The 23,636-nt window shown below is 71.3% G+C and carries 16 protein-coding genes; 12 read left to right on the top strand and 4 right to left on the bottom strand.

The window, feature by feature from the left end:
• Nucleotides 1-51: 51 nt before the first annotated feature.
• Together ABT078_RS30920 and ABT078_RS30915 are read right to left on the bottom strand one after the other, a co-directional pair.
• Nucleotides 52-1,680, bottom strand: a complete 1,629-nt coding sequence (locus ABT078_RS30920; RefSeq protein WP_351233527.1) for a penicillin-binding transpeptidase domain-containing protein — start codon at nt 1,678-1,680, stop codon at nt 52-54.
• Between the two features lie 213 nt (nt 1,681-1,893).
• On the bottom strand, nt 1,894-3,414 hold the full coding sequence (locus ABT078_RS30915; RefSeq protein WP_351233525.1) for a serine/threonine-protein kinase: 1,521 nt from the start codon (nt 3,412-3,414) through the stop codon (nt 1,894-1,896).
• Nucleotides 3,415-3,662: 248 nt separating this feature from the next.
• Between ABT078_RS30915 and ABT078_RS30910 the strand changes: the two genes are divergently transcribed.
• On the top strand, nt 3,663-4,025 hold the full coding sequence (locus ABT078_RS30910; RefSeq protein WP_351233522.1) for a SpoIIE family protein phosphatase: 363 nt from the start codon (nt 3,663-3,665) through the stop codon (nt 4,023-4,025).
• Between the two features lie 168 nt (nt 4,026-4,193).
• Here the strand turns inward: ABT078_RS30910 and ABT078_RS30905 are convergent, their stop codons facing one another.
• Nucleotides 4,194-6,650, bottom strand: coding sequence for a SpoIIE family protein phosphatase (locus ABT078_RS30905; protein WP_351233520.1), 2,457 nt, complete (start codon nt 6,648-6,650; stop codon nt 4,194-4,196).
• Nucleotides 6,651-7,080: 430 nt separating this feature from the next.
• Nucleotides 7,081-8,802, bottom strand: coding sequence for a dolichyl-phosphate-mannose--protein mannosyltransferase (locus ABT078_RS30900; protein WP_351233518.1), 1,722 nt, complete (start codon nt 8,800-8,802; stop codon nt 7,081-7,083).
• Nucleotides 8,803-8,855: 53 nt separating this feature from the next.
• Here ABT078_RS30900 and rsmI point away from each other — a divergent pair, with 53 nt between their 5' ends.
• The 11 genes from rsmI to ABT078_RS30845 all read left to right on the top strand — a co-directional run bounded on the left by rsmI (nt 8,856) and on the right by ABT078_RS30845 (nt 23,499).
• Nucleotides 8,856-9,755: a 16S rRNA (cytidine(1402)-2'-O)-methyltransferase gene (gene rsmI / locus ABT078_RS30895; RefSeq protein WP_351233515.1), complete on the top strand. Its 900-nt coding sequence runs from the start codon at nt 8,856-8,858 to the stop codon at nt 9,753-9,755.
• A gap of 129 nt (nt 9,756-9,884) precedes the next feature.
• A complete protein-coding gene (locus ABT078_RS30890) occupies nt 9,885-10,349 on the top strand; it encodes a hypothetical protein (RefSeq protein WP_351233513.1) in 465 nt (154 codons plus the stop codon).
• Nucleotides 10,350-10,391: 42 nt separating this feature from the next.
• Nucleotides 10,392-11,297, top strand: coding sequence for a TatD family hydrolase (locus ABT078_RS30885; protein WP_351233511.1), 906 nt, complete (start codon nt 10,392-10,394; stop codon nt 11,295-11,297).
• 144 nt (nt 11,298-11,441) lie between these two features.
• On the top strand, nt 11,442-12,776 hold the full coding sequence (locus tag ABT078_RS30880) for a resuscitation-promoting factor (RefSeq protein WP_502981397.1): 1,335 nt from the start codon (nt 11,442-11,444) through the stop codon (nt 12,774-12,776).
• Nucleotides 12,773-13,663, top strand: a complete 891-nt coding sequence (rsmA, locus tag ABT078_RS30875) for a 16S rRNA (adenine(1518)-N(6)/adenine(1519)-N(6))-dimethyltransferase RsmA (RefSeq protein ID WP_351233507.1) — start codon at nt 12,773-12,775, stop codon at nt 13,661-13,663. Before ABT078_RS30880 ends, rsmA begins: the two co-directional genes overlap by 4 nt.
• The gene (locus tag ABT078_RS30870; protein ID WP_351233505.1) at nt 13,660-14,553 is read left to right on the top strand and encodes a 4-(cytidine 5'-diphospho)-2-C-methyl-D-erythritol kinase; all 894 of its coding nucleotides are present in this window, start codon (nt 13,660-13,662) and stop codon (nt 14,551-14,553) included. The genes rsmA and ABT078_RS30870 overlap by 4 nt, the downstream gene beginning before the upstream one ends.
• Nucleotides 14,554-14,727: 174 nt before the next feature.
• A complete protein-coding gene (locus ABT078_RS30865; protein WP_351233503.1) occupies nt 14,728-16,089 on the top strand; it encodes an acyltransferase family protein in 1,362 nt (453 codons plus the stop codon).
• A 37-nt stretch (nt 16,090-16,126) separates the two neighbouring features.
• Nucleotides 16,127-17,935: an ABC-F family ATP-binding cassette domain-containing protein gene (locus ABT078_RS30860; RefSeq protein ID WP_351233501.1), complete on the top strand. Its 1,809-nt coding sequence runs from the start codon at nt 16,127-16,129 to the stop codon at nt 17,933-17,935.
• Nucleotides 17,936-18,145: 210 nt separating this feature from the next.
• A complete protein-coding gene (locus ABT078_RS30855) occupies nt 18,146-20,017 on the top strand; it encodes an outer membrane protein assembly factor BamB family protein (protein WP_351233499.1) in 1,872 nt (623 codons plus the stop codon).
• A 16-nt stretch (nt 20,018-20,033) separates the two neighbouring features.
• Entirely contained in the window at nt 20,034-21,665 is a 1,632-nt protein-coding gene (locus ABT078_RS30850; RefSeq protein WP_351233497.1) for an outer membrane protein assembly factor BamB family protein, read from the top strand.
• 79 nt (nt 21,666-21,744) lie between these two features.
• A complete protein-coding gene (locus ABT078_RS30845; RefSeq protein ID WP_351233495.1) occupies nt 21,745-23,499 on the top strand; it encodes a proline-rich domain-containing protein in 1,755 nt (584 codons plus the stop codon).
• Nucleotides 23,500-23,636 lie beyond the last annotated feature (137 nt).

Genomic DNA, 23,636 nt, shown 5'->3' with positions numbered 1-23,636 from the left:
GCACGCTAGCGGTAGCTGTACGGGCCATGAGACCCCGTTTCGGGCAACCGCTCAGCGTGCGCCGAGCACCGACGCGACGAGCGGGCCGGCCGCGTCGCCCCCGTGCCCGCCGGAGTCGACGACCGCCGCCGCGGCGAGGTCGTCGGCGAATCCGGTGAACCAGCTGTTGGACGTGGCGTTCCCGTCGACCTCCGCCGAGCCGGTCTTCGCGCCCTTGTCTCCGCCGACCGGGGCCATCGCCTTCGCACCGGTGCCGATCGTCGCCGTACGCCGCATCATGTTGCGCAACTGCTGGGCGACGGAGGCGGGCAGGCTGCGCGACGCGGTGGCGCGCTCACGGCCGTCGAGGTCGAGCGGCACGATGATGGGCTGTTCGAAGGTGCCGCTCTTGGCGGTGGCGGTGATGGACGCCATGTTGAGGGCGTTCATCTGGATGGTGCCCTGCCCGATGTACTGGGCGGCCGCCTCCCCTCCCGACTCCTCCGGCACGCTGCCGTCGACGGACGCGATGCCGGTCTGCCAGTCGAGCCCGATGCCGAAGACGTCCCTGGCCTCCCTGGCCAGCGCGGCGTCGTCCTTGGTGTCGTCGATCAGCTTGATGAAGGCGGTGTTGCAGGACTGGGCGAAGCTGTCCTTGAAGGGGCGGCCGTCGAGCGTGAAGTTCTTCAGGTTGTGGAAGGTCCGGCCCTGGTACATGGCGTACTCGGGGCACTCGGCGGTCCGGTCGGCCGCGACCAGGCCCTTCTCCATGAGCATGGCCGCGGTCACGATCTTCATCGTGGAGCCGGGCGCCTGCTTGCCCAGGAACGCCGCGTTCCAGTTGCCCTTGCGGTTGTTGGCGACGGCCCGCACCTCGCCGGTGCTCGGCTTGATCGCGACGACCGACGAATCGCCGTACCGCTTCACCGCCTGCTCGGCGGCCGCCTGCACACCCGCGTCGAGCGTGGTCTGCAGCGTGCCCGGCTCGCCCTTGGCGAGCGTGAGCAGGGTCCGCGGGGGCACATCGGTGCCCGCGCCCTCGATCGCCAGCTCGACCCCCGGCTTGCCGCCCGCCTTGTCGCCGTACCGCTTGCGCAGTTCGTCCAGGATCGGCCCGAGCGAGGGGTACTTCTCCTTCGTCAGCTCCTTGCCGTCCCGGTCGACGGCCTTGATGGGCGGCGCGGAAGCGGCACCCGTGCTCAGCGTCTCGCCCTTGCGCAGCTCGGGGTGGACGACCGTCGGCTGCCAGTCGACGAGCGCCTTGCCGGTGGTCAGCCCGCGTACGACAGTGAGCTCGGAGCTGTACGACAAGGGCTTGCTCTGCCCCTCGTAGGAGACCACCGCAGTGACCGTGAACGGCACCTTCGCGCCGACCGCCTGCCCCGGCGTCAACTTCACCTCGCCGATGTGCGCGTCGGCCTGGTACGAGGCGAGCACGGGCTGTGCCTCGGCGGCGTTGTTGGTCAGATCCGCGGCGGTCTCCGACTCGCCCCCGGCCCACGCCGCGAGGAAGTCCTTCGCGGTCGCCTCGATCTCCTCGGCGGTGGGCGGCCCGGTCTTCTCGGGCGCGCTGAGCGATGTGGCGTCCGTGCCGCTCCCGCCCTCCCCGCCGCTCAGTACGTGGTAAGTGCCGTAGGTCGCCCCTCCGGCGAAGACGATGAACACGCCGCCGACGATGGCGACCTTCGCTCCACTGCGCATTGCTGCGGTCCCTCCCCTTGGTGCCGCTGTCCTTGTGGTCCCTTGGCCCGCTCACATGAACGCGTTCAAAGTGGACGTGCTCACGATAGGTGGCAGGAGTGACTGCGGGGACGCCCGTTACCGGACCGGAATGGGAGAGGTCTAGACCCGCCTGCCACCGGCCACCGTCTGTTCACCGTTCGTCCACCGGTGTCGGAGGCCAGGGCCGCGGCCTCAGACCACGGATCGGGGGATACGGCTGCGGACGCGGAAGGCCCGTACGGATGCCATGACGATCACCGTGAGCGCGGCGGGGACGAGCAGGGCCAGAGGGAGCAGGGCGAGGCCGAGAGTGAGCTCGAGCTCCGGCGACTTGTGCTCGGCGTCCACGGCCCACAGGGCGGAACGCAGCCAACCGGCCGACACCAGCACGGTGAGCGCGAGCAGCGTCCAGTGGACGATCGAGGCGACGGTCCATCTGCGGACGGCCTTCGGAGAGCGGGACGCCAGCCGCCGACGCAGCACGTGGAGCGTGACGGCCGAGACGAGCAGCGGTCCGACGAGGGAGAAGTGCCAGGTCGTGTCGAGTGCCCACTGGTAGTCGTCCCAGCCGGGACTCGCCGGGGTCAACTGCGCGTCGGGATGGCGCAGCTGGGCGTCGATCGTGTCCCTGCCGCCCGCCATCACGAGCAGCGGCAGCAGCGCGATGAGACCGAGCAGCGGCCTGCCGAGCAGCCCTCGGGTGGCCCATGCGGCACCGACGGGCCTCGCGGGGCGGGGCGGCTGCCACGGAACGGCGGGGCGATGGCCCTGCGGCGGTGGTGCCCACCCGTGCACAGGGGCCGGGGCCGGAGCCGGCACGCCCTGCACTCCGAACGGCACCGGGGGCGGACCGAACTCCTGGCGGGCTTCCAGGTCGAGCACCCACGCGGCCTGGCGGGCGACCGCCGAGGTCAACGGGGCCGGCAGCCAGTCGGCTCCCGCGGGCATGTGCTCCCGGGCCTTCGCGACCAGCTCCGCGAGGGACGGCCGCTGGTCCTGGTCCTTGACCAGACAGCCTCGTATCGCCTCCGCGACGGCCTCGGGCAGCCGGGACAGATCCGGCTCGTCGTGCACCACGCGGTAGCCGAGCTCCGGCCCCGCGCCGGAACCGAAGGGGTTGCGGCCCGTGCCCGCGTAGGCGAGAAGGACGCCCAGCGCGAAGATGTCACTGCGCTCGTCCACCCCTTTCCCCGTGATCTGTTCGGGGGACATGAAGCCGGGCGAGCCGATGACCAGGCCCGTGCCGGTGAGTCCGGCGTCGTCGGCCGCACGGGCGATGCCGAAGTCGATGAGGCGGGGCCCGTCGACGGCGAGCAGCACATTGGACGGCTTGAGATCGCGGTGGACGAGGCCGGCCCTGTGCACCGTGGTGAGCGCCTCGGCCAGCCCGCAGAGCAGCCGCCACAGCGCGGGTTCGTCCAGCGGTCCGTGATCGTGCACCGCCTCGGCGAGCGAGGGGCCCGGCACATACGCGGTGGCCAGCCACGGCACCGCCGCCTGCGGGTCGGCCGCCACCACCGGTGCCGTACCCGGCCCCGACACCGCCTGGCAGGCCCGCACCTCACGGGCGAAGCGTGCCCGGAAACCGGGGGCGTTCGACATGCCCGCGTGCACGGTCTTGAGCGCCACGGTGCGTCCGCCCGGCGACCGGGCGAGATAGACGCGACCCATGCCGCCCTCGCCGAGCAGGAACAGCAGACGGTATGCGCCCACTTCGCGCGGATCATGTGGTGACAAGGGCTGCACTGCGTCCCCCAAGGCTGTTCGGGCGCCACATCCTGACACGTGTGCTTCGGAGTCCGGAAACGAAGCCGGTGGCCACGGACACCGGGCGGCCCGTCCCGCCCTCTGCGCCCAGGTGTCCAGCCACATCCTGTTCCGCCAGTCGTCCAGCGGGATCGCCTCGCCCGTGTAGATCGGCCAGAGCGTCCATGCTCCTCCTGCCCCGTCCGTCGCCGTTGGTGTCAGCCACGGAGGTCAGCGCCTACGTCGCCGCCCGCAGACGTCTCGCGGCCGTACAGGCGCCGGCACTCAGCGACCGTGAGCTGCCTGGCGGGCCGGTCCTGGGCATCGTGCCCGGCATCGAATACCGCGAGGAAACCTTCACCCTGGACGAGGACAGCGCGCTGGTCATGGTCACCGACGGCGTGGTCGAAGGGCCGGGCCTGACGCTGGGCGCCGGACTGGAAAAAGCCGGAACACCGGCCGCCCAAGCCGTCCACGACGGACTGAACGCCGAGGAGGCCGCCGACCGCATCCTCGACGCCGCGATCGCGGTCGACCACCTCGATGACGTGGCCGTGCTGGTCATCCGACGCACATGACGACGTCCGCGTCCTCACACCCCTCTGTGCGGGCCCCACTGCAAGACCCACTCGCGCGCTCATTCGCCGAGCGGTGAGTCCTCGACGACTCGGCCAGGCCGGCCGCGGAAGGACCCTCCAGCCCCAGTCACCCGGAGCCCCAGTGGGGAGGCGTGATCCGGTTGCTCCTCAGTCGGGGGGGTCGAGGTCCTTTTCGGCCCAGATGACCTTGCCGCCCGGTGTCGGGCGGGTGCCCCATCGGCGGGACAGCTGGGAGACGATGGCGAGGCCGCGGCCGTTCTCGTTGGAAGGGCTCGCGTTACGCGGACGCGGGGAGCAGGTGCCGGTATCCGATACTTCGACGGTCAGGACCTGGTGCCGGGTCAGACGCAGATCGATCGGTCCGGTGCCGTGGCGGACGGCGTTGGTGACCAGTTCGCTGACGATCAGCTTCGTGGAGTCCTCGAGACCTTCCAGTCCCCATTCGGCCAGCTGACCGGCTGCCAGGTGCCGGGCGCGGCGGACAGCGGTCTGGTCATGGGGCAGTGTCCAGGAGGCGACCTGGTTCGGGCTGAGTGTGCGGGTGCGGACCAGGAGCAGGCTGGCGTCGTCGCACGCCGCCTGACCTTGGACGGGCTCCATCGCGCGGGTGCAGAGGTCCTCCAGGGAGAGATCCGGTTGCGCGAGGGCGGTGCCCAGGCGGTGCATTCCCTCCTCGATGTCCTGTCCTCGGGTCTCGATCAGGCCGTCGGTGTACAGGGCGAGGAGACTTCCCTCGGGCAGTTCCAGCTCGACGGCCTCGAAGGGGACCCCCAGTCCGATGCCGAGCGGGGCTCCGGTGGGAAGGTCGGGGAAGGTGACCCGGCCCTTCGGGTCGGTGATCGCGGGCGGGAGGTGTCCGGCGGTTGCCATGGTGCACTTCCGGTTGACCGGGTCGTAGACGGCATACAGACAGGTGGCGCCGACCACCGTGGCCGCCTGGTCCGAGTCAGCGGTGTCCTCTTCCGCCAGTCGCTGGACCGTGTCGTCGAGGCGGGCCAGCAGTTCGTCGGGGGGCAGCTCCATGTCGGCGAGCGTGTGGACGGCGGTGCGGAGCCTGCCCATGGCCGCGGCGGCGTTGATGCCGTGTCCGACCACGTCGCCGACGACGAGGGCCACTCGGGCGCCGGACAGCGGGATCACATCGAACCAGTCGCCCCCGACGCCGCGGTCCACGTCGGCGGGCAGGTAGCGCGAGACCGCCTCCACCGCCGACCCTCCCCTGAGACGGTGCGGGAGCAGATTGCACTGGAGCGCGAGGGCCGCGGTGTGCTCGCGCGTGTACTGGCGCGCGTTGTCCAACGACACCGCGGCGCGGCCGACGAGCTCCTCGGCCAGGAGCAGATCGCACTCCTGGAAGGGCATCGGGTTCTCGGTGCGGACGAACATCGCAACGCCCAGCAGTACGCGCCGTACGCGGATGGGCACGACCATCACGGAGTGCATGCCGTACTCCCGGATCTTCTGCGCCCGTACCGAATCCTTGTCGATCCACGTGACCGCCGCGGTGTCCAGGACCGGCTCCAGGTAGGACCTGCTGGTGCGCAGAACGTCGATGTAGGGCATGCCAGGCGGCATGGAGATCGCCTCACCGCACGCCCACAAAGCTTCCGGCACCCCAGGGCGGATCGAAGCCAGACCGGCACGCCGGAGGACGGGGAGGCGCTCGCCGATCGAGCCGATGCGGACCGGGGGCCCCTCGCCGAACAGGGCCGACTGCTCCAGGTCCACCGTGACGAAGTCGGCGAACTGAGGCACGACGAGATCGGCCAGCTCCTGGCCGGTCTGCATCACATCCAGGGTCCTGCCAAGGCGCGTACCGGCCTCGCCGAGGAGGGCGAGGCGCTCGCGCACCCGCCGGCTCTCGGCGACGTCGACGCTGATGGTGCACACCCCCAGGGACTGGCCGCCGGCGCCCTGGAGACAGGAGAACGAAACCGCGAACGGGCGCTCCTCACCCAGACTCGCCGGCAGCCACGTCCGGTACTCGTGGACCATGGTGGTGCCGCGGTGGAGCACCTGCCGCATCACCGCCTCTGTGGTTTCGGCCCCGGTACCGGGCCACGCATCGGTGAGTCGACGTCCGAGCCGCCGGCCGGCGGAAATGCCGTCGTGGCTCTCCATCACGTCGTTCACCCAGGTGCAGTGCAACTGCAGGTCACGAACAGAGACGCCGATCGGCGAGCGGGCAAGAAGCGACCCCCGCAGCGATCCGCTCGTCGCGTCCCCGGACGGCACGCCGATGTCGGTCACGGAAGCGAGCCACCGCACTGTTCCGTAGCGCCCCCGCACCATGGACATCCGCAGGCTGACATCAAGCACGCGGCCGTCCCGGTGGCGCACCGCCGAAGCGCCCGACCAGCCGTTCCGGGCACGGCACCGCTCGACGAACGCCGACATCGCCGGTCCTTCTTCGAAGGACGGCAGTACGAGCGCGACGGACCGCCCCACCACGTCCCCGGCGGAATATCCGACAAGCTGCTCGGCGGCCTGCGTCCATGCGACCACCACTCCCTGCCCGTCGAGCAGCGCGAACACCGTGTCGGACACCCCAGACGCGTTCACCTGATTACTGACTGTCGCCTGGTCGGAGATGGTGATGATCATCGAGGTGCTCTCCTCGGATGGCTGGGAGATAAGCGGGCGGCGTGAAACCCTAGGTGTCGATTTGCCCTTTTCGTGCACTGACCGGGTAGGGGGTCTGTTCTGTGACAGCGCCGCATCCTCAAAGCTCGCGAAATGGCGAGGGTGAGGTGTGTGGGGGCGGCTCGCGCAGGGGCACGCGCTGGGACCATTGCCGGCGATGCCCGACAGGTTCGCCGGGCGACGGTGGTGTCGCCCCTGTCCGAGTGTCCGGTTGCGGCTGTGACCAGTGAGAACGCGCTGCATGTGCGCGCCGACGGGGCTGCAGCGGGTCCGAGGCGTCCGTCTCGGGCCGTCTGCGGGCCGTCGAAAGGTGCCTGATGACGCCCAGCAACGACCAACAACGCCCGTGAGGGTGCGGCGGCCCGCTACGCCCTCGCGGGCGTTCGCCCAGCTAGACCCAGGTGTCCAGCCACATCCTGTTCCGCCAGTCGTCCAGCGGGATCGCCTCGCCCGTGTAGATCGGCCAGAAGTAGATGAAGTTCCAGATGATCAGCAGGACCAGCACTCCGGCCCCCACCGCACCGATCGTCCTGCGTCGCTCGTCGGACCCCGGTGGGCCCACGATCGCGCCGAGCATCATCGCGACCGCGAGACACAGGAACGGCACGAAGACGACCGCGTAGAAGAGGAAGATCGTGCGCTCCTGGTAGAAGAACCACGGCACCCAGCCCGCCGCCACCCCGCAGGCGATCGCGCCGGCCCGCCAGTCGCGGCGGAAGAACCAGCGCCAGGCGACGTAGAGGAGTGCGAAGCACGCGGCCCACCACAGCAGCGGGGTGCCGATCGCCAGGACCTCGCGGGCGCACTTGCCCGCCGTGGTCACGGGGCAGCCGTCCCGGCCGGCGGCCGGGTCCTCGTAGAAGTACGAGACCGGGCGGCCGAGGACGATCCAGCTCCAGGGGTTGGACTGATAGGTGTGCCCGGACGTCAGATTGACGTGGAAGTTGTAGACCTCGGTCTCGTAGTGCCAGAGGCTGCGCAGCCAGTCGGGCAGCCAGGACCAGCTTCCGCCCGGCGCCTCCTTCTCCGCCCAGTCCCGGAAGTACCCCTTGTCGGTGACGATCCAGCCCGTCCAGGAGGCGACGTACGTCACGATCGCCACCGGCACCGTCGAGACGAACGCCGGGACGAGGTCACGTCGCAGGACCGCCGTGTACGGATGCACCGCGCCCGCCGTGCGCCGGGCGCCGACGTCCCAGAGGACGGTCATCAGGCCGAAGGCGGCCAGGATGTAGAGGCCGTTCCACTTGGTGGCGAAGGCCAGGCCCAGCATCAGCCCGGCCGCGATCCGCCATGGGCGCAGGCCGAGCCGGAGGTTCTCCGCGACGTCCGTGTCGGGCCGCAGCACGCCCTCGTCGTCCACCGGCAGCGCGGCGGCCAGCCGCCGGCGGGACCGGTCGCGGTCGATGAGGAGGCAGCCGAAGGCCGCCAGCACGAAGAACATCAGCACCTGGTCGAGCAGCGCCGTGCGACTCATCACGAAGTGCAGCCCGTCCACGGCGAGCAGCGTGCCGGCCAGACAGCCCAGGAACGTCGAGCGGAAGAGCCGACGCCCGATCCGGCAGAGCATCAGCACGGACAGCGTGCCGAGGACGGCCACCATGAAGCGCCAGCCGAAGGGCGTGAAGCCGAAGAGCTGCTCGCCGAGGCCGATGACCCATTTACCGACCGGGGGGTGGACGACGTAACCGGGGTCCGTCGGCACGGGCACCGCGTCCGGGTTCGCCAGGATCGACTTGTCGATGTCCTTCGGCCAGGAGCCCTCGTACCCCTGGTTGATCAGGGCCCAGGCGTCCTTCGCGTAGTACGTCTCGTCGAATATCACCGCCTTGGGACTGCCCAGGTGCCAGAACCGCAGCACCCCGGCCACCAGCGCCACGAGCAGCGGCCCGCCCCACGCCACCACCCGCTCGGCCGTGTGTCGAGCCGACGGCGGCACGCCGAGCAGCGACCACAGCCGCGGGGACGGGCGCGTGTACGGAGGCACGAGCCGGTCGCCCAGCCCGATCGTGGGCCGCGGCACATGGCCGAATCTGCGCAGGCGCTGCTGCCAGGAGGGCGGCTTTTCCACGGCGTCCGTCCCCTGCAGGGCCTGTGGGGCAGTACTGGTCACCGCGCCATCGTAGGGAACGCGTCTGTGCGATTGGTGTGTCCCGCCCTGCGAGGATGGCTGGTGTGACTGGATCGGTGACTGGAACGCTCGTACTCGCAGGGACCCCCATCGGTGATGTGGCGGACGCGCCGCCCCGGCTGGCGGCGGAGTTGGAGACCGCCGACGTGGTCGCCGCGGAGGACACCCGGCGGCTGCGCCGGCTCACCCAGGCGCTCGGTGTGCAGACCCGCGGGCGGGTCGTCTCCTACTTCGAGGGCAACGAGTCCGCCCGGACGCCCGAACTGGTCGAGGCGCTGGAGGGCGGGGCCCGCGTGCTGCTCGTGACCGACGCCGGGATGCCGTCCGTCTCCGACCCCGGCTACCGGCTGGTCGCCGCCGCCGTCGAGAAGGACATCAGGGTCACGGCCGTACCGGGCCCGTCCGCCGTGCTCACCGCGCTCGCCCTGTCCGGGCTGCCCGTCGACCGCTTCTGCTTCGAGGGCTTTCTGCCGCGCAAGGCGGGCGAGCGGCTCGGCCGGCTGCGCGAGGTCGCCGACGAGCGCCGCACCCTCGTCTACTTCGAGGCCCCGCACCGCCTCGACGACACCCTGGCCGCCATGGCCGAGGTCTTCGGCGCGGACCGCAGGGCCGCTGTGTGCCGCGAGCTGACCAAGACGTACGAGGAAGTGAAGCGCGGCGGTCTCGGGGAGCTGGCCGCCTGGGCCGCCGAGGGCGTGCGTGGCGAGATCACGATCGTCGTGGAGGGCGCCCCCGCCGCCGGCCCCGCCGAACTCGACGCGGACGAACTGGTGCACCGGGTGCGGGTGCGCGAGGAGGCGGGGGAGCGGCGCAAGGAGGCGATCGCCGCCGTCGCCGCGGAGGCGGGCCTACCCAAACGCGAGGTGTTCGATGCCGTGGTGGCGGCAAAGAACGCGGATCGAAAGGCCCCCGCCAACGGTAAAGGGCTAACCTGAAAAGCAAAGCACAGACCGTGTGGTGAGCCTTTCAGGCATGGGAAGACCCAATTCCCTTCCATTAATCGACAGGCGCTGCTGCGCTCCCGCCGGAAAAGGCGTCCACTGGATCAGTGGAGAGGAGCTCACATGAGCGAGATCGCAGGTATCCGCGTCGTACAGGAGGCTTATGCCTTTGCCTGCATGCGCTGTGGATACGGCTGGGAGCAGGCGTACGAGATAGAGCACCACACGGACGCCGCAGGACACGACTTCATCATCTACAAGGCGGACGGGGTGCGCGTTCCGTCGCCGCTGTCCCGGCCGACGTGCCTGAACTGCGGTGAGCACAAGGTGCGCATCATGCGGGCGGGCCAGGTCTCGTCGGTGCGGCACACCCTCGACGAGCACTACCACTACCCGGTCGCACCGGGCATCGCGGGACCCGTGCCGGCGATCTACGCGCCCAGCAAGAAGGCTCCGGCAGCTCCGGTGGCCCCGGCAGGTACGGGGGCTCCGGCGGCGGCGGACGCGGGCGCCCCGGGCGACGCCTCCGGGCCGGCACGCCGCAAACGCCTGTCCGGCCTGTTCCGCTCCTCCCACCCCGAGCGGTAGCCGTACGGAAGCGGCCGGGGCGCGGCTCGTAGGATCGCGTTCATGAGCCCCAAGCCCAACGACGCCCCGCCGCCGCTGCCGGCACCCCTGAGCGTGCCGGTCGCCGACTCGCACACCCACCTGGACATGCAGAGCGGCACCGTCGAGGAGGGCCTGGCGAAGGCCGCCTCGGTCGGTGTGACGACCGTCGTCCAGGTGGGCTGCGACATCAAGGGCTCCCGCTGGGCGGCCGAGACGGCCGCCGCGCACCAGAACGTGCACGCCGCCGTGGCGCTGCACCCCAACGAGGCCCCGCGTATCGTGCACGGGGACCCTGGGGGCACCTCCCAGCCCCCCGGGGCTGGGGGAGGCCGGTCACGGCAGGGCGCCAGGGAGGCGGGCGGGGACGCCGCCCTCGACGACGCGCTCGCCGAGATCGACCGGCTCGCCGCGCTGGAGCAGGTCAGGGCGGTCGGCGAGACCGGTCTCGATTTCTTCCGCACCGGGCCCGAGGGCATCGCGGCCCAGGAGGCGTCTTTCCGCGCCCATATCGAGATCGCCAAACGCCACGGAAAGGCGCTTGTCATTCACGACCGGGACGCGCACACCGATGTGCTGCGCATTCTGGCGGAGGAAGGCGCTCCCGAACGGACCGTGTTCCACTGCTATTCCGGGGACGCCGACATGGCCCGTGTCTGCGCGGACGCCGGCTACTACATGTCGTTCGCCGGCAACGTCACCTTCAAGAACGCCCAGCCGCTGCGCGACGCGCTCGCCGTCGCGCCGCTGGAACTCGTCCTCGTGGAGACGGACGCGCCGTTCCTGACTCCCGCGCCGTACCGCGGACGGCCCAACGCGCCGTATCTCATTCCGGTCACGGTCCGGGCGATGGCCGTGGTGCGCGGGATCGACGAGGACGCGATGGCCAAGGCGATCGCCGCGAACACCGCACGGGCGTTCGGTTACTGACCGATAACGGCCATACGAGGCCGCGACGCCGTGTAGTCGCGTCGCTTTGGAGAGTGACCGGCGCTCGGCTAGGGTCCCGGCCTCGTGAGCACTTCGCAGGGCAGTCACCGTGCCGCGCGCGGCGGGCGCCGCGCCGCCCGGCTCATGGAGCCTCCGCCGCCACCCGTGCCACCGGCACCGGCACCGGTGCCGGTCCCGGCCGCGGTCCGGGTCCCGGGTCCGGCCGTGTCGCCGTACGCGCCGACGGTCACGGCGCTGGTGCCCGACGGCGCCCGCGCCGAGGGAACCGACGCCGCCGCCGCCGGTGCCGCGGACGCCCGCGTGGCCGCCGCCGGCCGCGCCGAAACCCGCCGCGCCCGCCGCCGCAGAACGGGCCGGAGCGGACCCCCCGAAGCCCTGCGCCGCATCGTCCCGCAGGCCCTCGTCGTCGCCTTCCTCGCCGGCGGCACCACCGCCTTCGTCGCCGCCGACAAGGCCGTCCGGCTCAGCGTCGACGGCGTACCCCGCAGCCTGCACACCTTCGCCGACGATGTGCAGGAGCTGCTCGCCGACGAGGGCGTGACCGTCGGCGAGCACGACATCGTCGCCCCGGCCCCCGGCGCCCCCCTCTCCCACGGCGACGAGGTCGTCGTCCGCTACGGCCGCCCCGTCACCCTCACCCTCGACGGCCGCCGACGCCAGGTGTGGACCACCGCCCGCACCGTCGACGAAGCACTGCACCAGATCGGGGTGCGGGCCGAGGGCGCGTTCCTTTCCGCGTCCCGCTCCCGGCCGATCTCCCGCGGAGGCCTCGCGCTCGACGTACGCACCGAGCGGACCGTCACCGTCATGGCCGACGGCCGCGAACGCACCATCCGGACCACCGCGGCGACCGTCGGCGAAGCGGTCGAGCGGGCCGGCGTCATCCTGCGGGGGCAGGACACCACGTCCGTGCCGTCCGGCAGCTTCCCGCGCGACGGCCAGACCGTCACCGTCATGCGGATCACCGGAAGCCGGCAGGTCCGCGAGGAGCCCGTCCCCTTCGACACCGTCCGGATCCAGGATCCGGACCTGCACTCCGGCACCGAGGTCGTCGAGCAGCGCGGACGGCACGGCGCCCGCCGCGTGACCTACTCCCTCCGTACGGTCAACGGCGTCCGGCAGAAGCCGAGGAAGCTCTCCGAAGAGGTCGTACGGGAGCCGGTCACCCAGCGGGTCAAGGTCGGCACCAAGCCGCTGCCGCACTCCGTCAAGGGCGCCGACGGCCTCAACTGGAAGGCGCTCGCCCAGTGCGAGTCCGGCGGGCGCCCCCACGCCGTCGACCCGTCGGGGACCTACGGCGGGCTGTACCAGTTCGACGTCGGCACCTGGCGCGCACTGGGCGGCAAGGGCCGCCCGCAGGACGCGTCGGCGGCGGAGCAGACCTACCGGGCGAAGAAGCTCTACGTGCAAAGGGGGGCGAGTCCCTGGCCGCACTGCGGCCGTAGGCTGTACCGGTGAGCACCAGCACCGACCCCGGCGGCCCCGGCGGTCCCTCCGGCCCCGACGCCCTTCTGGGCCCCGCCGACATCCGTGAACTGGCCGCAGCGCTTGGCGTACGCCCCACCAAGCAGCGCGGCCAGAACTTCGTCATCGACGCCAACACGGTCCGCCGGATCGTCCGCACCGCGGAGGTGCGCCCCGACGACGTCGTGGTGGAGGTCGGACCCGGGCTCGGCTCGCTCACCCTCGCCCTGCTCGAAGCCGCGGACCGCGTGATCGCCGTCGAGATCGACGACGTGCTCGCCGGCGCGCTGCCGAACACGATCGCCGCGCGGATGCCCGAGCGGAAGAACCGCTTCGCGCTCGTCCACTCCGACGCCATGCACGTCCAGGAGCTCCCGGGACCGGCGCCGACCGCGCTCGTCGCGAACCTCCCGTACAACGTGGCCGTGCCGGTGCTGCTGCACATGCTGGACCGCTTCCCGACCATCCGGCGCACCCTCGTCATGGTCCAGTCCGAGGTCGCCGACCGGCTCGCCGCCGGGCCCGGCAACAAGGTCTACGGCGTGCCGTCCGTGAAGGCGAACTGGTACGCGGAGGTCAAGCGGGCCGGGGCGATCGGCCGCAACGTCTTCTGGCCCGCGCCCAACGTCGACTCGGGACTCGTGTCCCTGGTCCGGCGGACCGAGCCGCTGAGGACGACCGCCTCGAAGGCCGAGGTCTTCGCCGTCGTCGACGCCGCCTTCGCCCAGCGCCGCAAGACCCTGCGCGCCGCGCTCGCCGGCTGGGCGGGCTCCCCGGCGGCGGCCGAGGCCGCGCTGGTCGCGGCCGGCGTCTCGCCCCAGGCTCGGGGCGAATCCCTGACGGTGGAAGAGTTCGCGCGCATCGCGGAGGCCAAGAAGTGAGCGTCACGGTACGCGTGCCCGCCAAGGTCAACGTCCAGCTGGCGGTGGGCGCCGCGCGGGCGGACGGCTACCACGACCTGGCCAACGTCTTCCTGGCCGTCGGCCTGTACGACGAGGTCACCGTCACCCCGGCCCGCGAGCTGACCGTCACCTGCTCGGGCCCCGACGCGGACCAGGTGCCGCTGGACCGTACGAACCTCGCCGCGCGCGCCGCCGAACTGCTCGCCGCCCGGTACGGCGTCGATCCGGCCGTCCATCTCCACATCGCCAAGGACATCCCGGTCGCGGGCGGCATGGCGGGCGGCAGCGCCGACGGCGCGGGCGCGCTGCTGGCCTGCGACGCGCTGTGGTCCACCGGCGCGTCGAGGTCCGATCTCCTCGACATCTGCGCCGAGCTCGGCAGCGACGTGCCCTTCAGCCTCGTCGGCGGCGCGGCGCTGGGCACCGGCCGCGGTGAGCGGTTGCTGGAACTGCCCGTCGGCGGTGCCTTCCACTGGGTGTTCGCGGTCGCCGACGGAGGGCTGTCCACTCCTGCCGTGTACCGGGAGTTCGACCGCCTGAACGCGGGCGTGGACGTTCCGCCTCCGGTGGCCTCGCCGATGCTCCTCGACGCCCTGCGCACCGGGGACGCGGGTGCGCTGGCGGGCGCGCTCGTGAACGACCTGCAGCCCGCGGCCCTCTCGCTGCGCCCGTCCCTCGCGGACACCCTGGAGGCGGGCACGGCGGCGGGTGCGCTTGCCGCGCTCGTGTCCGGGTCGGGGCCGACCACGGCGTTCCTCGCGAAGGACGAGGACGCGGCGGACCAGATCGCGGAGGTCCTGGTCGCGTCCGGCACCTGCCGCACGGCGCGGGTGGCGTCCGCCCCGGCGGCCGGCGCGACAGTCCTGTAACCAGGGGCTCGGCTCGGACCTCCGGCACCGTGCGGTGGGCCTGTCCCTCCTGGATCGCGGGCCGGGCCCCCAAGCCCGGAGCCGGCCCGAAGCGCAGCGCGAGCCCACGTACTCAGACGGCAGTTGAGTACACGAGCGCTGACGCCGCACCGCCCCCGGCGCGACCGTGGCCGTATGCCGACACGCGTTCGTGAGCTCGCCGAAGCAACCCCGGCCACCCGGGACCGGTACGTCGACCTGCTGCGGGTCGCCTCGCTCGGGACCGTCGTCCTCGGGCACTGGCTGATGGCGGCCGTCACCGCCGACGGCGTAGGCAACCTGCTCGCCGTCGTGCCGGAGCTCCAGGTCCTCACCTGGGCCCTGCAGATCATGCCGGTGTTCTTCTTCGTGGGGGGCTTCTCGCACGCGCTCTCCCACCGCTCGCTGCGCCGCAAGCAGCCGGAGGGTCCGGTGTACGCGGCGTTCCTGCGGGCCCGGCTGCGCCGGCTGCTGCGGCCCACGATGGTCTTCGTCGCCGTCTGGGGCGCGGCCGCGCTGATCATCCAGCTGCTCGGCGGGGGCGGCGGGCTGACCGGAGTCACCCTGCGGCTGGTGACCCAGCCGCTGTGGTTCATCGGGATCTATCTGGCGATGGTGGCCTTCACCCCGCCGCTGCTCAGGCTGCACGAGCGGTACGGCTGGGGCGTGTTCGGGGCGCTCGTGAGCGGGGCGGTCGCCGTGGACGTGCTCCGCTTCGCGTACGGCGTGCCCTTCGTGGAATTCCTGAACTTCGCCTTCGTCTGGTTGGCAGTCCACCAGCTCGGCTTCCTGCGGGCCGACGGCCGGCTGCGGCTTCCGTCCGTGCTCGCGGCGTGCGGCCTGGCCGGGGCCGCGGCGCTCGTCGCCCTCGGCCCGTACCCGCTGTCCATGGTCGGGATGCCGGGCGAGAAGGTCTCCAACATGGCCCCGCCCACCGTCGCCCTGCTCTGCCACGGTCTGTGGCTCGTCGGTGCGGTGGAGCTGCTGCGCGGGCCCGGCGCCCGGCTGGTCGCCCGGCCGAGGGTCTGGCGCACGGTCGTCGCGGCGAACGGCAGCGCGATGACCGCCTTCCTGTGGCACCTCACCGCCATGCTCGGCGTGTACGGCGCCCTCCTCACTCTCGACGTACCGCTGCCCGAACCGGCCTCGGCGGCCTGGTGGGCCCAGACTCCGCTCCGCATCGCCGCGGCGGCCGTCCTCACGGCGGTACTGGTCGCCGCCTTCCGCACCTTCGAACGTCCGTCACCGTTGCCCTTGCCGTCACCCTCACCGTCACGGTCACAGGTACCGTCACCGGTCGTCCCCGGCTCAGGCCCGCTCGCCGCGCTCGGGATCACCCTGTGCCTGCTCGGCGTGCTCGGTCTGTCCATGGTCGGCTTCGCCGGCCTGCTGGAGGGCCGCTCCGCCATGCTGATCGCGTTCCCCGTCACCGCCCCGGCCGCCGTTGCGATGGCCCTGGTGGGCTGGCTGCTGGTGGAACGCACCTCGCGCGGCGGCGGTGTCACTTCCGGCGACTAGGCTGGGAAGCCGTTCGAACCCCTCATCTGGAGCGTTAATGGCCGTCAACCTGGTCAATGTCGAGGCAGTCAGCAAGGTGTACGGCACCCGTGCCCTGCTCGACGGAGTCTCCCTCGGCGTGTCCGAGGGAGACCGCATCGGTGTCGTGGGGCGCAACGGGGACGGCAAGACGACCCTCATCCGGATGCTCGCCAAGCTGGAGGAGGCCGACACGGGTCGGGTCACGCACAGCGGCGGACTGCGTCTCGGGGTGCTCACGCAGCACGACTCCCTCGACCCGGCGGCGACCGTCCGGCACGAGGTCATCGGCGACCTCGCCGACCACGAGTGGGCCGGCAACGCCAAGATCCGTGACGTGCTCACCGGGCTGTTCGGCGGGCTCGACCTGCCCGGCTTCCCGCAGGGCCTGGACACGGTGATCGCCCCGCTCTCCGGTGGCGAGCGGCGCCGGATCGCGCTCGCCAAGCTGCTCATCGAGGAGCAGGACCTGATCGTCCTCGACGAGCCCACCAACCACCTGGACGTGGAGGGCATCGCCTGGCTCGCCCGCCATCTCCAGACGCGTCGCTCGTCGCTCGTCTGCGTCACGCACGACCGCTGGTTCCTCGACCAGGTCTGCACGCGCATGTGGGACGTCCAGCGCGGCACGGTGTACGAGTACGAGGGCGGGTACTCCGACTACGTCTTCGCGCGCGCCGAGCGCGAGCGCATCGCCGCGACCGAGGAGGTCAAGCGGCAGAACCTGGTCCGCAAGGAGCTGGCCTGGCTGCGGCGCGGAGCCCCCGCCCGTACGTCCAAGCCCCGCTTCCGCGTCGAGGCCGCCAATGAGCTGATCAAGGACGTGCCGCCGCCGCGCGACACCTCCGAGCTGATGAAGTTCGCCTCGTCGCGGCTCGGCAGGACGGTCTTCGACCTGGAGAACGTGACCGTCCAGGCCGGACCGAAGGTGCTGCTGAAGCACCTGAACTGGCAGCTCGGCCCCGGCGACCGGATCGGCCTGGTCGGCGTCAACGGGGCGGGCAAGACCTCGCTGCTGCGCGCGATGACCGAGGCGGCCCGCAGCGACGGCGAGAAGCAGCCCAGCGCCGGACGGATCGTCACGGGAAAGACGGTGAAGCTGGCCTACCTCTCGCAGGAGGTCGCCGAACTCGACCCGAACCTGCGGGTGCTGGAGGCCGTCCAGCAGATCCGCGACCGTGTCGACCTCGGCAAGGGCCGGGAGATGACGGCCGGGCAGCTGTGCGAGCAGTTCGGCTTCTCCAAGGAGAAGCAGTGGACGCCGGTCGGCGATCTGTCCGGTGGTGAGCGGCGCCGCCTCCAGCTGCTGCGGCTGCTGATGGACGAGCCGAACGTGCTCTTCCTCGACGAGCCCACCAACGACCTCGACATCGAGACCCTCACCCAGCTGGAGGACGTCCTCGACGGCTGGCCCGGCTCGATGGTCGTCATCTCCCACGACCGGTTCTTCGTCGAGCGGACCACCGACCGGGTGTTCGCGCTGCTCGGCGACGCCGCGCTGCGGATGCTGCCGCGCGGCATCGACGAGTACCTGGAGCGGCGCCAGAGGATGATCGAGGCCGCGGTCCCGGCACCGGCTGCCGTGGCCGAGAAGTCCGGCGCCCCGGAGAAATCCGCCGCGGACGTGCGGGCAGCGAAGAAGGAACTCCAGAAGATCGAGCGGCAGCTGGACAAGATCTCCGAGAAGGAGACCACGCTGCACTCGCAAATCGCCGAAAATGCCACCGACTTCGAGAAGGTGGCGAAGCTCGACGCGGAACTGCGCGGACTGGCAGGGGAGCGCGAGGAGTTGGAGCTGCGCTGGCTCGAACTCGCCGAGGACGCGTAACGGCGGTATCACGGGCCGGTCCTCCCTTGGGTACAGGGGCGGACCGGCCCGTACTTTCCGGCCGGGCGGGTGATAAAAAGAAGCCCCGCTCGACTGATGTGACGCTGCGCCATCCATGTCCGATTCGCTCCTTTCCGTAAGGCAACTGCCGTACGGAATCGCGGGGGAGGCCGGTCGGGTCGTGGACCGCACGAAGGGGGAAGTGCTGCCATGTCTCAGCCGCCCAGCCAGCAACCGCCGCAGGGAGGCTTCGGGTCTCCGCAGGACCCGCCCCCGGGCTCTTCGAACGGTGGGGACGCTCAGCAGCAGGTTCCTCCGCCGCCCCAACAGCCCGCGCAGCCGCCCCAGATGCCACCGGTCCCGCCGCAGGCGCCACCGCAGGCCCCGCCCCAGGCCGGTCAGCCGCAGCCCGGTTACGGCCATCCCCAGACCCCGCAGGCCGGTTACGGCTACCCGCAGCAGGCCCCCGGCCGGCCCGGCCCGTACAACCAGCCGGGTCCGTACGGCCAGCAGCCCGGCCCGTACAACCAGCAGCCCGGCCCGTACCAGCAGCCGGGCCCCTACGGTCAGCCTCAGGGCGGCTACGGCTACCCCGGCCAGCCGCAGTACCCCGGTGGCCCGACACCACCGCCCGGCGGCGGCAACCCCTTCAAGGGCAAGCCCGGTGTCATCATCGGCGCGGCGGTGGCCGCCCTGCTCGTCGTCGGTACCGGCACCTGGTTCGTGCTGAGGGGCGATGACGGCGAGAAGAAGGCCGACCCCAAGCAGACCGCGCTCCCGCAGCCGAGCGGTTCGGCATCCGTCGACCAGGGCGACGGCACCGGCGGCGGCCGCGACGACAGCGACGACCTCAACGCCGGGCGCAAGCCGGGCGAGGCGAAGGTCCTGTGGCTGGCCAAGAACGACATAGACCTGCCGCGCAACGGGTCGGACGTGTCCGGCCCGTGGGTCGTCGGCGACACGGTCGTCAAGGGCATGTACAAGGAGCTCACGGGCTACTCCGCGACCACCGGTCAGAAGAAGTGGAGCATCCCGTACCCCGCCGAGCTGTGCGCCGCCAGCACGCAGACGACGGCGGACGGCAAGCTCGTCGTCGCGTACAAGGACGGCACGAGCGACAAGGCCGACTGCACGCAGCTGCAGCTGGTCGACGCCACCACCGGCAAGGCCGGCTGGAAGCAGGTCCTCAAGAAGAAGGGCGTCTGGGACCTGCTCTCCGACATCAGCCTCACCATCAGCGGCACCACCGTGACCGCGGCCCGCACCGGCAACTCCGACGCGTTCCGGATCAGCGACGGCAAGGCGCTCTTCGGCAAGCTGCCGGGCAACTGCCAGCCGGAGGCCTTCGCCGGCGGCCCCAAGCTGATCGCCTCCGAGACCTGCCCGAGCGCCAACGGCAAGGCGCAGAACCAGGTGCAGGAGCTCGACCCGACGACCGGCGCGGCCAAGTGGACGTACCGGCTCCCGGCCGGCTGGGAGGTCGACAAGGTCTACTCGGTCAGCCCGCTCGTGCTGTCGCTGACCAATCGGGACGAGAAGAAATGGAGTGTCGTCGCCCTCAACGCGAACGGCACCGCACGTTCGCAGATCGACGGCGGCAAGGACAAGTACCAGCCGCGCTGCGGCGGCGGGTTCATCGTCTTCGGCGCCCATCTGGAGGGCTGTGTCGGTGTCGCGGCCGACGCCAACACCTTCTACATGGCGACCGAAGCCGCCAGTTCCGGAACGTCGCGCACCAACGCGGTCGTCGCCTTCGACCTCAACACCGGCAAGCGGAAGTGGCGTGCCGACGCCCCGGCCGACCGCACGGTGGTGCCCCTGGGCATGGAGGGCGGCAACGTCCTCCTCTACATGGAGCCGACGTTCGACGCCGGCGGCGCGGTGGCGACCCTGGCTCCGACCGGTGGCAAGCCGGACGTGATCCTGCAGCACCCGCAGTCCACCGCGGTGATCGAGCGGAGCTTCTACTCGCCGAAGATGCTCTACCGGGACGGCCGGTTCTACCTCGCCAGCAGCCGGGTGAGCGCGTCCAACGACGCGGAGGAGCAGGAGACCAAGACGATGATGGCGTTCGGGAAGTGATGGTCGCAGTACCGCGATGACCCAGCCCACTCACTCGTCCCCGCCGCCGCCGGGACAGTCCGGTCCGGCCACGCCGGGACAGTCCGGTCCGTATCAGCCGCCCCAGGCGGGTCCGTACGGGCGGCTGAACCCCTACGGAGGCGGCTACTCCGCTCCACCGACCGGTCCGGCCGCGCCGTCCGGTCGCAGGCCCGCGGCGCTGCTCGCCGCGGGCCTGGCCGCGCTGCTGGCGATCGGCGGCGGCACCTGGTTCGCCCTGTACGGGGACGACAAGGACAGTGGCGGCAACAGGCCTACCGCCGGGGCGAGTTCGACCGGCCCGTCCTCGTCGGCCGGCGGCGGCAAGAAGGCGGAGGCGGGCCTGCCCGGTGGGTCCGCCCCCGACACCGCCAAGGCCGCGCACCTCAACAAGGGGCGCAAGCCGGGCGACGCCAAGGTCCTCTGGCTCCGGAAGAACGACGTCGACCTTCCCGGCCTGGGCGGCGACGTGTTCGGCCCCTGGCTGGTCGGGGACACCGTCGTCACCGCCATGCACCGCTCGGTCACGGCCCATTCCGTGGCCGACGGCACTTTGCAGTGGAGCCTGCCGCTGGGCACCGGCATCTGCCGGGCCCCGCAGCACGCCTCGGCCGACGACAAGATCGTCCTCGCGGTGCAGGAGCGCCCGGGCGCGGAGGGAGACCAGTGCCGTCAGCTCCGGATGGTCGACCTGCGCACGGGCAAACAGGGCTGGACGCAGAAGATCGTCGAGGACGGCAACTTCGACTTCGACTGGGACTACTCGATCACCCTCACAGGGAACACCGTCACCGCGGGCCGCTACGGTCACTCGACCGCCTACCGTCTCGGCGACGGCAAACCGCTGTGGGGCAAGTGGGAAGGCGGCGAGGACGTCTGTCAGCCGCACGAGTACGCCAACGAAGGCTCCACTCTCGTCGCGTCCGTCTCGTGCCCGGTCGACGACGCCGACAACCCGCAGGAAGAGGTCCACGGGATCGATCCGGCAACCGGTGCCTCCCGGTGGAAGTACCGCCTCCCGCGGGGCTATGTCGTCGAGAACGTGTATTCCGTCGACCCGCTGGTCGTCCACGCCGTCGACCGCTCGAAGGACCGACAGGGCATCCTCGTGCTCAACGCCGACGGCACCAAGCGCTCCTCGATCCAGGGCCAGGACCAGTACGCGAACTGGTGCAGCGAGGACGTCGTGGACAAGGGCAATCTGCAGACCTGTCAGGTCGTCGCGGACGACAGCACGCTCTACATGGCCACGGCCGCGCCGGACGGAGTGGACAAGCCCAACAGCATCGTCGCCTTCGACCTGGACACGGGCGTCGAGGCGCGGCGTGTCGAGGCCCCCGGCGGACACATGATCATGCCGCTGCGGATGGAGGGGCGCGAGCTGCTCGTCAGGACCATGCCCACCATCGGTACCGACGAGCCCGGGGCGCTGGCCTCCGTCGCACCCGGGGGGACCGACCTCCGTGTGCTGCTTCAGCTCCCCGCATCGTCCGCCAAGACCGAGCGGATGCTCATGGCGACCAGGGGCGTGTACGCCGACGGGCGCTATTTCCTCGTCGCCGACACCGTCGTCGCCTCGAACGACGCCGAGGAGAAGGAGAGGGAGACGATGATGGCCATCGGCGAGTGACCCCGTCCCCAGGGACGACCCGGCCGCCCCGGCCCCCGACCGACTCCCTCCGCTTCACACCCTCCAGAGGTACCCACGCATGACGCAGCCACCACAGCCGCCCAACCAGCCGCACCAGCCGAATCAGGCGCCGCAGCCGCAGCCCCCGCAGGGCGGTTTCGGCGCCCCGCAGGACCCTCCGCCGGGAGGCTTCGGCGCGCCGACCCCGCCGCCGGAGGGCCCGGGTTACGGCTACCCGCAGGCACCCCCCGGCCATCCGGGCCGGCCCGCCGGGTACGGCTATCCGCAGGCCCCGGGCCAGCCGCACACCCAGCCCATGGGCCAGCAGCCGTACGGCTACGGCTACCCCACCCAGCCGGTGCAGCCGCACTTCATGCCGCCGCAGCCGCGGAAGAAGCTGAGCACCCAGACGCAGATCATCATCGCGGCGGTCGTCGCGGTGCTCCTGATCGTCGCCACCGGTGTGTGGTTCGCCTCCACCGACGGAAGCGACGACGCCAAGGGGAAGCGGCCGCAGAACGGCTCGCAGGGGGGTGCGGACGGGAACAAGCCCGGTGGCGGCGGAAGCGAGAAGGTTCCGTCCAACACGAAGTCGAAGACCCTGGTCAACATTCCGCAGCCCAAGGTCGACGATCTCGTCGTCGTCGAGGGCTCGTGGCTCACCGACACGGTCTACGCCAAGTCGGACGTCCTCAAGGTCGTCGGCTACGACCTCTCCGCCGGCAGTGTGAAGTGGACGCTCCCGCTCCCGGGCCAGATCTGCGGGGCCGCCCGGCACGTCAGCGACAACAGGACCGCGATCCTCTTCGAGCCGGCCAAGCGTGCGGGCAAGAACGACCACCAGGACTGCTCCGAGGTCGGCGTCATCGACCTCGCCACCGGCAAGATGGCGTGGACCGGCTCCGCCAAGGGCGCCAACAGCGGTGACAAGAAGGTCGAGTTCAGGGAGATCTCACTCAGTGGCGGGACGGTCGCCGCGGGTGGGCTCGAGGGCGGCGCCGCCTGGAACCTCGCCGACGGCAAGAGCCTGTGGGTGCCCACCGCCGACACCGAATCCTGCTACGACCTCGGATACGGGGGCGGCGCGGCCCTCGCGGCCGTCCGCAAGTGCGGCGACTACGGCAGCCAGTACCTCCTCGTCCAGAACCTGAATCCGAAGACGGGCGCGCCCGTGTCCTCGTACAAGATGCCCCCGGGCGTCGAGTACGCGAGCATCGTCTCCACCGGCCCGCTGGTCGTCGCCGCCGACGTCGGCGACACCGCGGGTGACGGCAGTGGCATCTCGGACTTCTTCTCCATCGACGAGAAGACCGGCAAACTCAAGGCCAAGATCGCGGCGGACGCCGACCGGTACGCCGCGGAATGCCGCTCCACCGAGGTCGAGTCCTGCAGCATGGCGGTCGTCGGCAACGGCCGGCTCTACCTGCCGACCGAGGAGCACGAGGGAACCGGCGAGTACGGCGACACCAACGAGATCGTCTCGTTCGACCTCACCACCGGCAAGCCGACCACCGACAGGGCCGACGCGGGAGACCGCTACACGCTGTTCCCGCTGCGCATGGACGGCGGGAACATCATCGCCTACAAGTGGCCGCCGTACGACGCGGGCGGACAGATCGTCAGCATCGACGGAGGCTCCATGAAACAGACCGTGCTCATGGAGAACCCGGCCGGGGAGGACGTGCGGGACGCGGAGACCAGCTTCTCGGTGGACGCCGCGGAGATCCTGTACGGGAACGGCCGGCTGTTCCTGGCCGAGACGCTCATCAGCAAGCCCTACAGCGACGATCCCGGCCGCAAGGACTACCTGGTCGTCTCCTTCGCCACCGGCTGACGTGCCGTGACGCGGTACCGCCCCGGCCCGGGGCGGTACCGCGCTGCCTTCCCCCGAAGCATGCGGTCGTGCGTCAACTCTCAGCGAATTGGTCTCTATTCGGCATTCTGGGCGACTTCTGACACGTAAGGGGCGCG

Origin of the sequence: Streptomyces sp. NPDC002133, from assembly GCF_040296405.1 — a bacterium.
Classification (GTDB): Bacteria; Actinomycetota; Actinomycetes; order Streptomycetales; family Streptomycetaceae; genus Streptomyces.
The sequence above is the reverse complement of the archived record's forward strand: the minus strand, read 5'-3'. Positions and strand labels throughout refer to the sequence as shown.

Bases quoted from the DNA above. Each gene is read 5' to 3' on its own strand.
- ABT078_RS30920 (WP_351233527.1), bottom strand. From the start codon at position 1,680: ATGCGCAGTGGAGCGAAGGTCGCCATCGTCGGCGGCGTGTTCATCGTC.
- ABT078_RS30905 (WP_351233520.1), bottom strand. From the start codon at position 6,650: ATGATCATCACCATCTCCGACCAGGCGACAGTCAGTAATCAGGTGAAC.
- rsmI (WP_351233515.1), top strand. From the start codon at position 8,856: ATGGCTGGTGTGACTGGATCGGTGACTGGAACGCTCGTACTCGCAGGG.
- ABT078_RS30890 (WP_351233513.1), top strand. From the start codon at position 9,885: ATGAGCGAGATCGCAGGTATCCGCGTCGTACAGGAGGCTTATGCCTTT.
- ABT078_RS30885 (WP_351233511.1), top strand. From the start codon at position 10,392: ATGAGCCCCAAGCCCAACGACGCCCCGCCGCCGCTGCCGGCACCCCTG.
- ABT078_RS30880 (WP_502981397.1), top strand. From the start codon at position 11,442: ATGGAGCCTCCGCCGCCACCCGTGCCACCGGCACCGGCACCGGTGCCG.
- ABT078_RS30865 (WP_351233503.1), top strand. From the start codon at position 14,728: ATGCCGACACGCGTTCGTGAGCTCGCCGAAGCAACCCCGGCCACCCGG.
- ABT078_RS30860 (WP_351233501.1), top strand. From the start codon at position 16,127: ATGGCCGTCAACCTGGTCAATGTCGAGGCAGTCAGCAAGGTGTACGGC.
- ABT078_RS30855 (WP_351233499.1), top strand. From the start codon at position 18,146: ATGTCTCAGCCGCCCAGCCAGCAACCGCCGCAGGGAGGCTTCGGGTCT.
- ABT078_RS30850 (WP_351233497.1), top strand. From the start codon at position 20,034: ATGACCCAGCCCACTCACTCGTCCCCGCCGCCGCCGGGACAGTCCGGT.
- ABT078_RS30845 (WP_351233495.1), top strand. From the start codon at position 21,745: ATGACGCAGCCACCACAGCCGCCCAACCAGCCGCACCAGCCGAATCAG.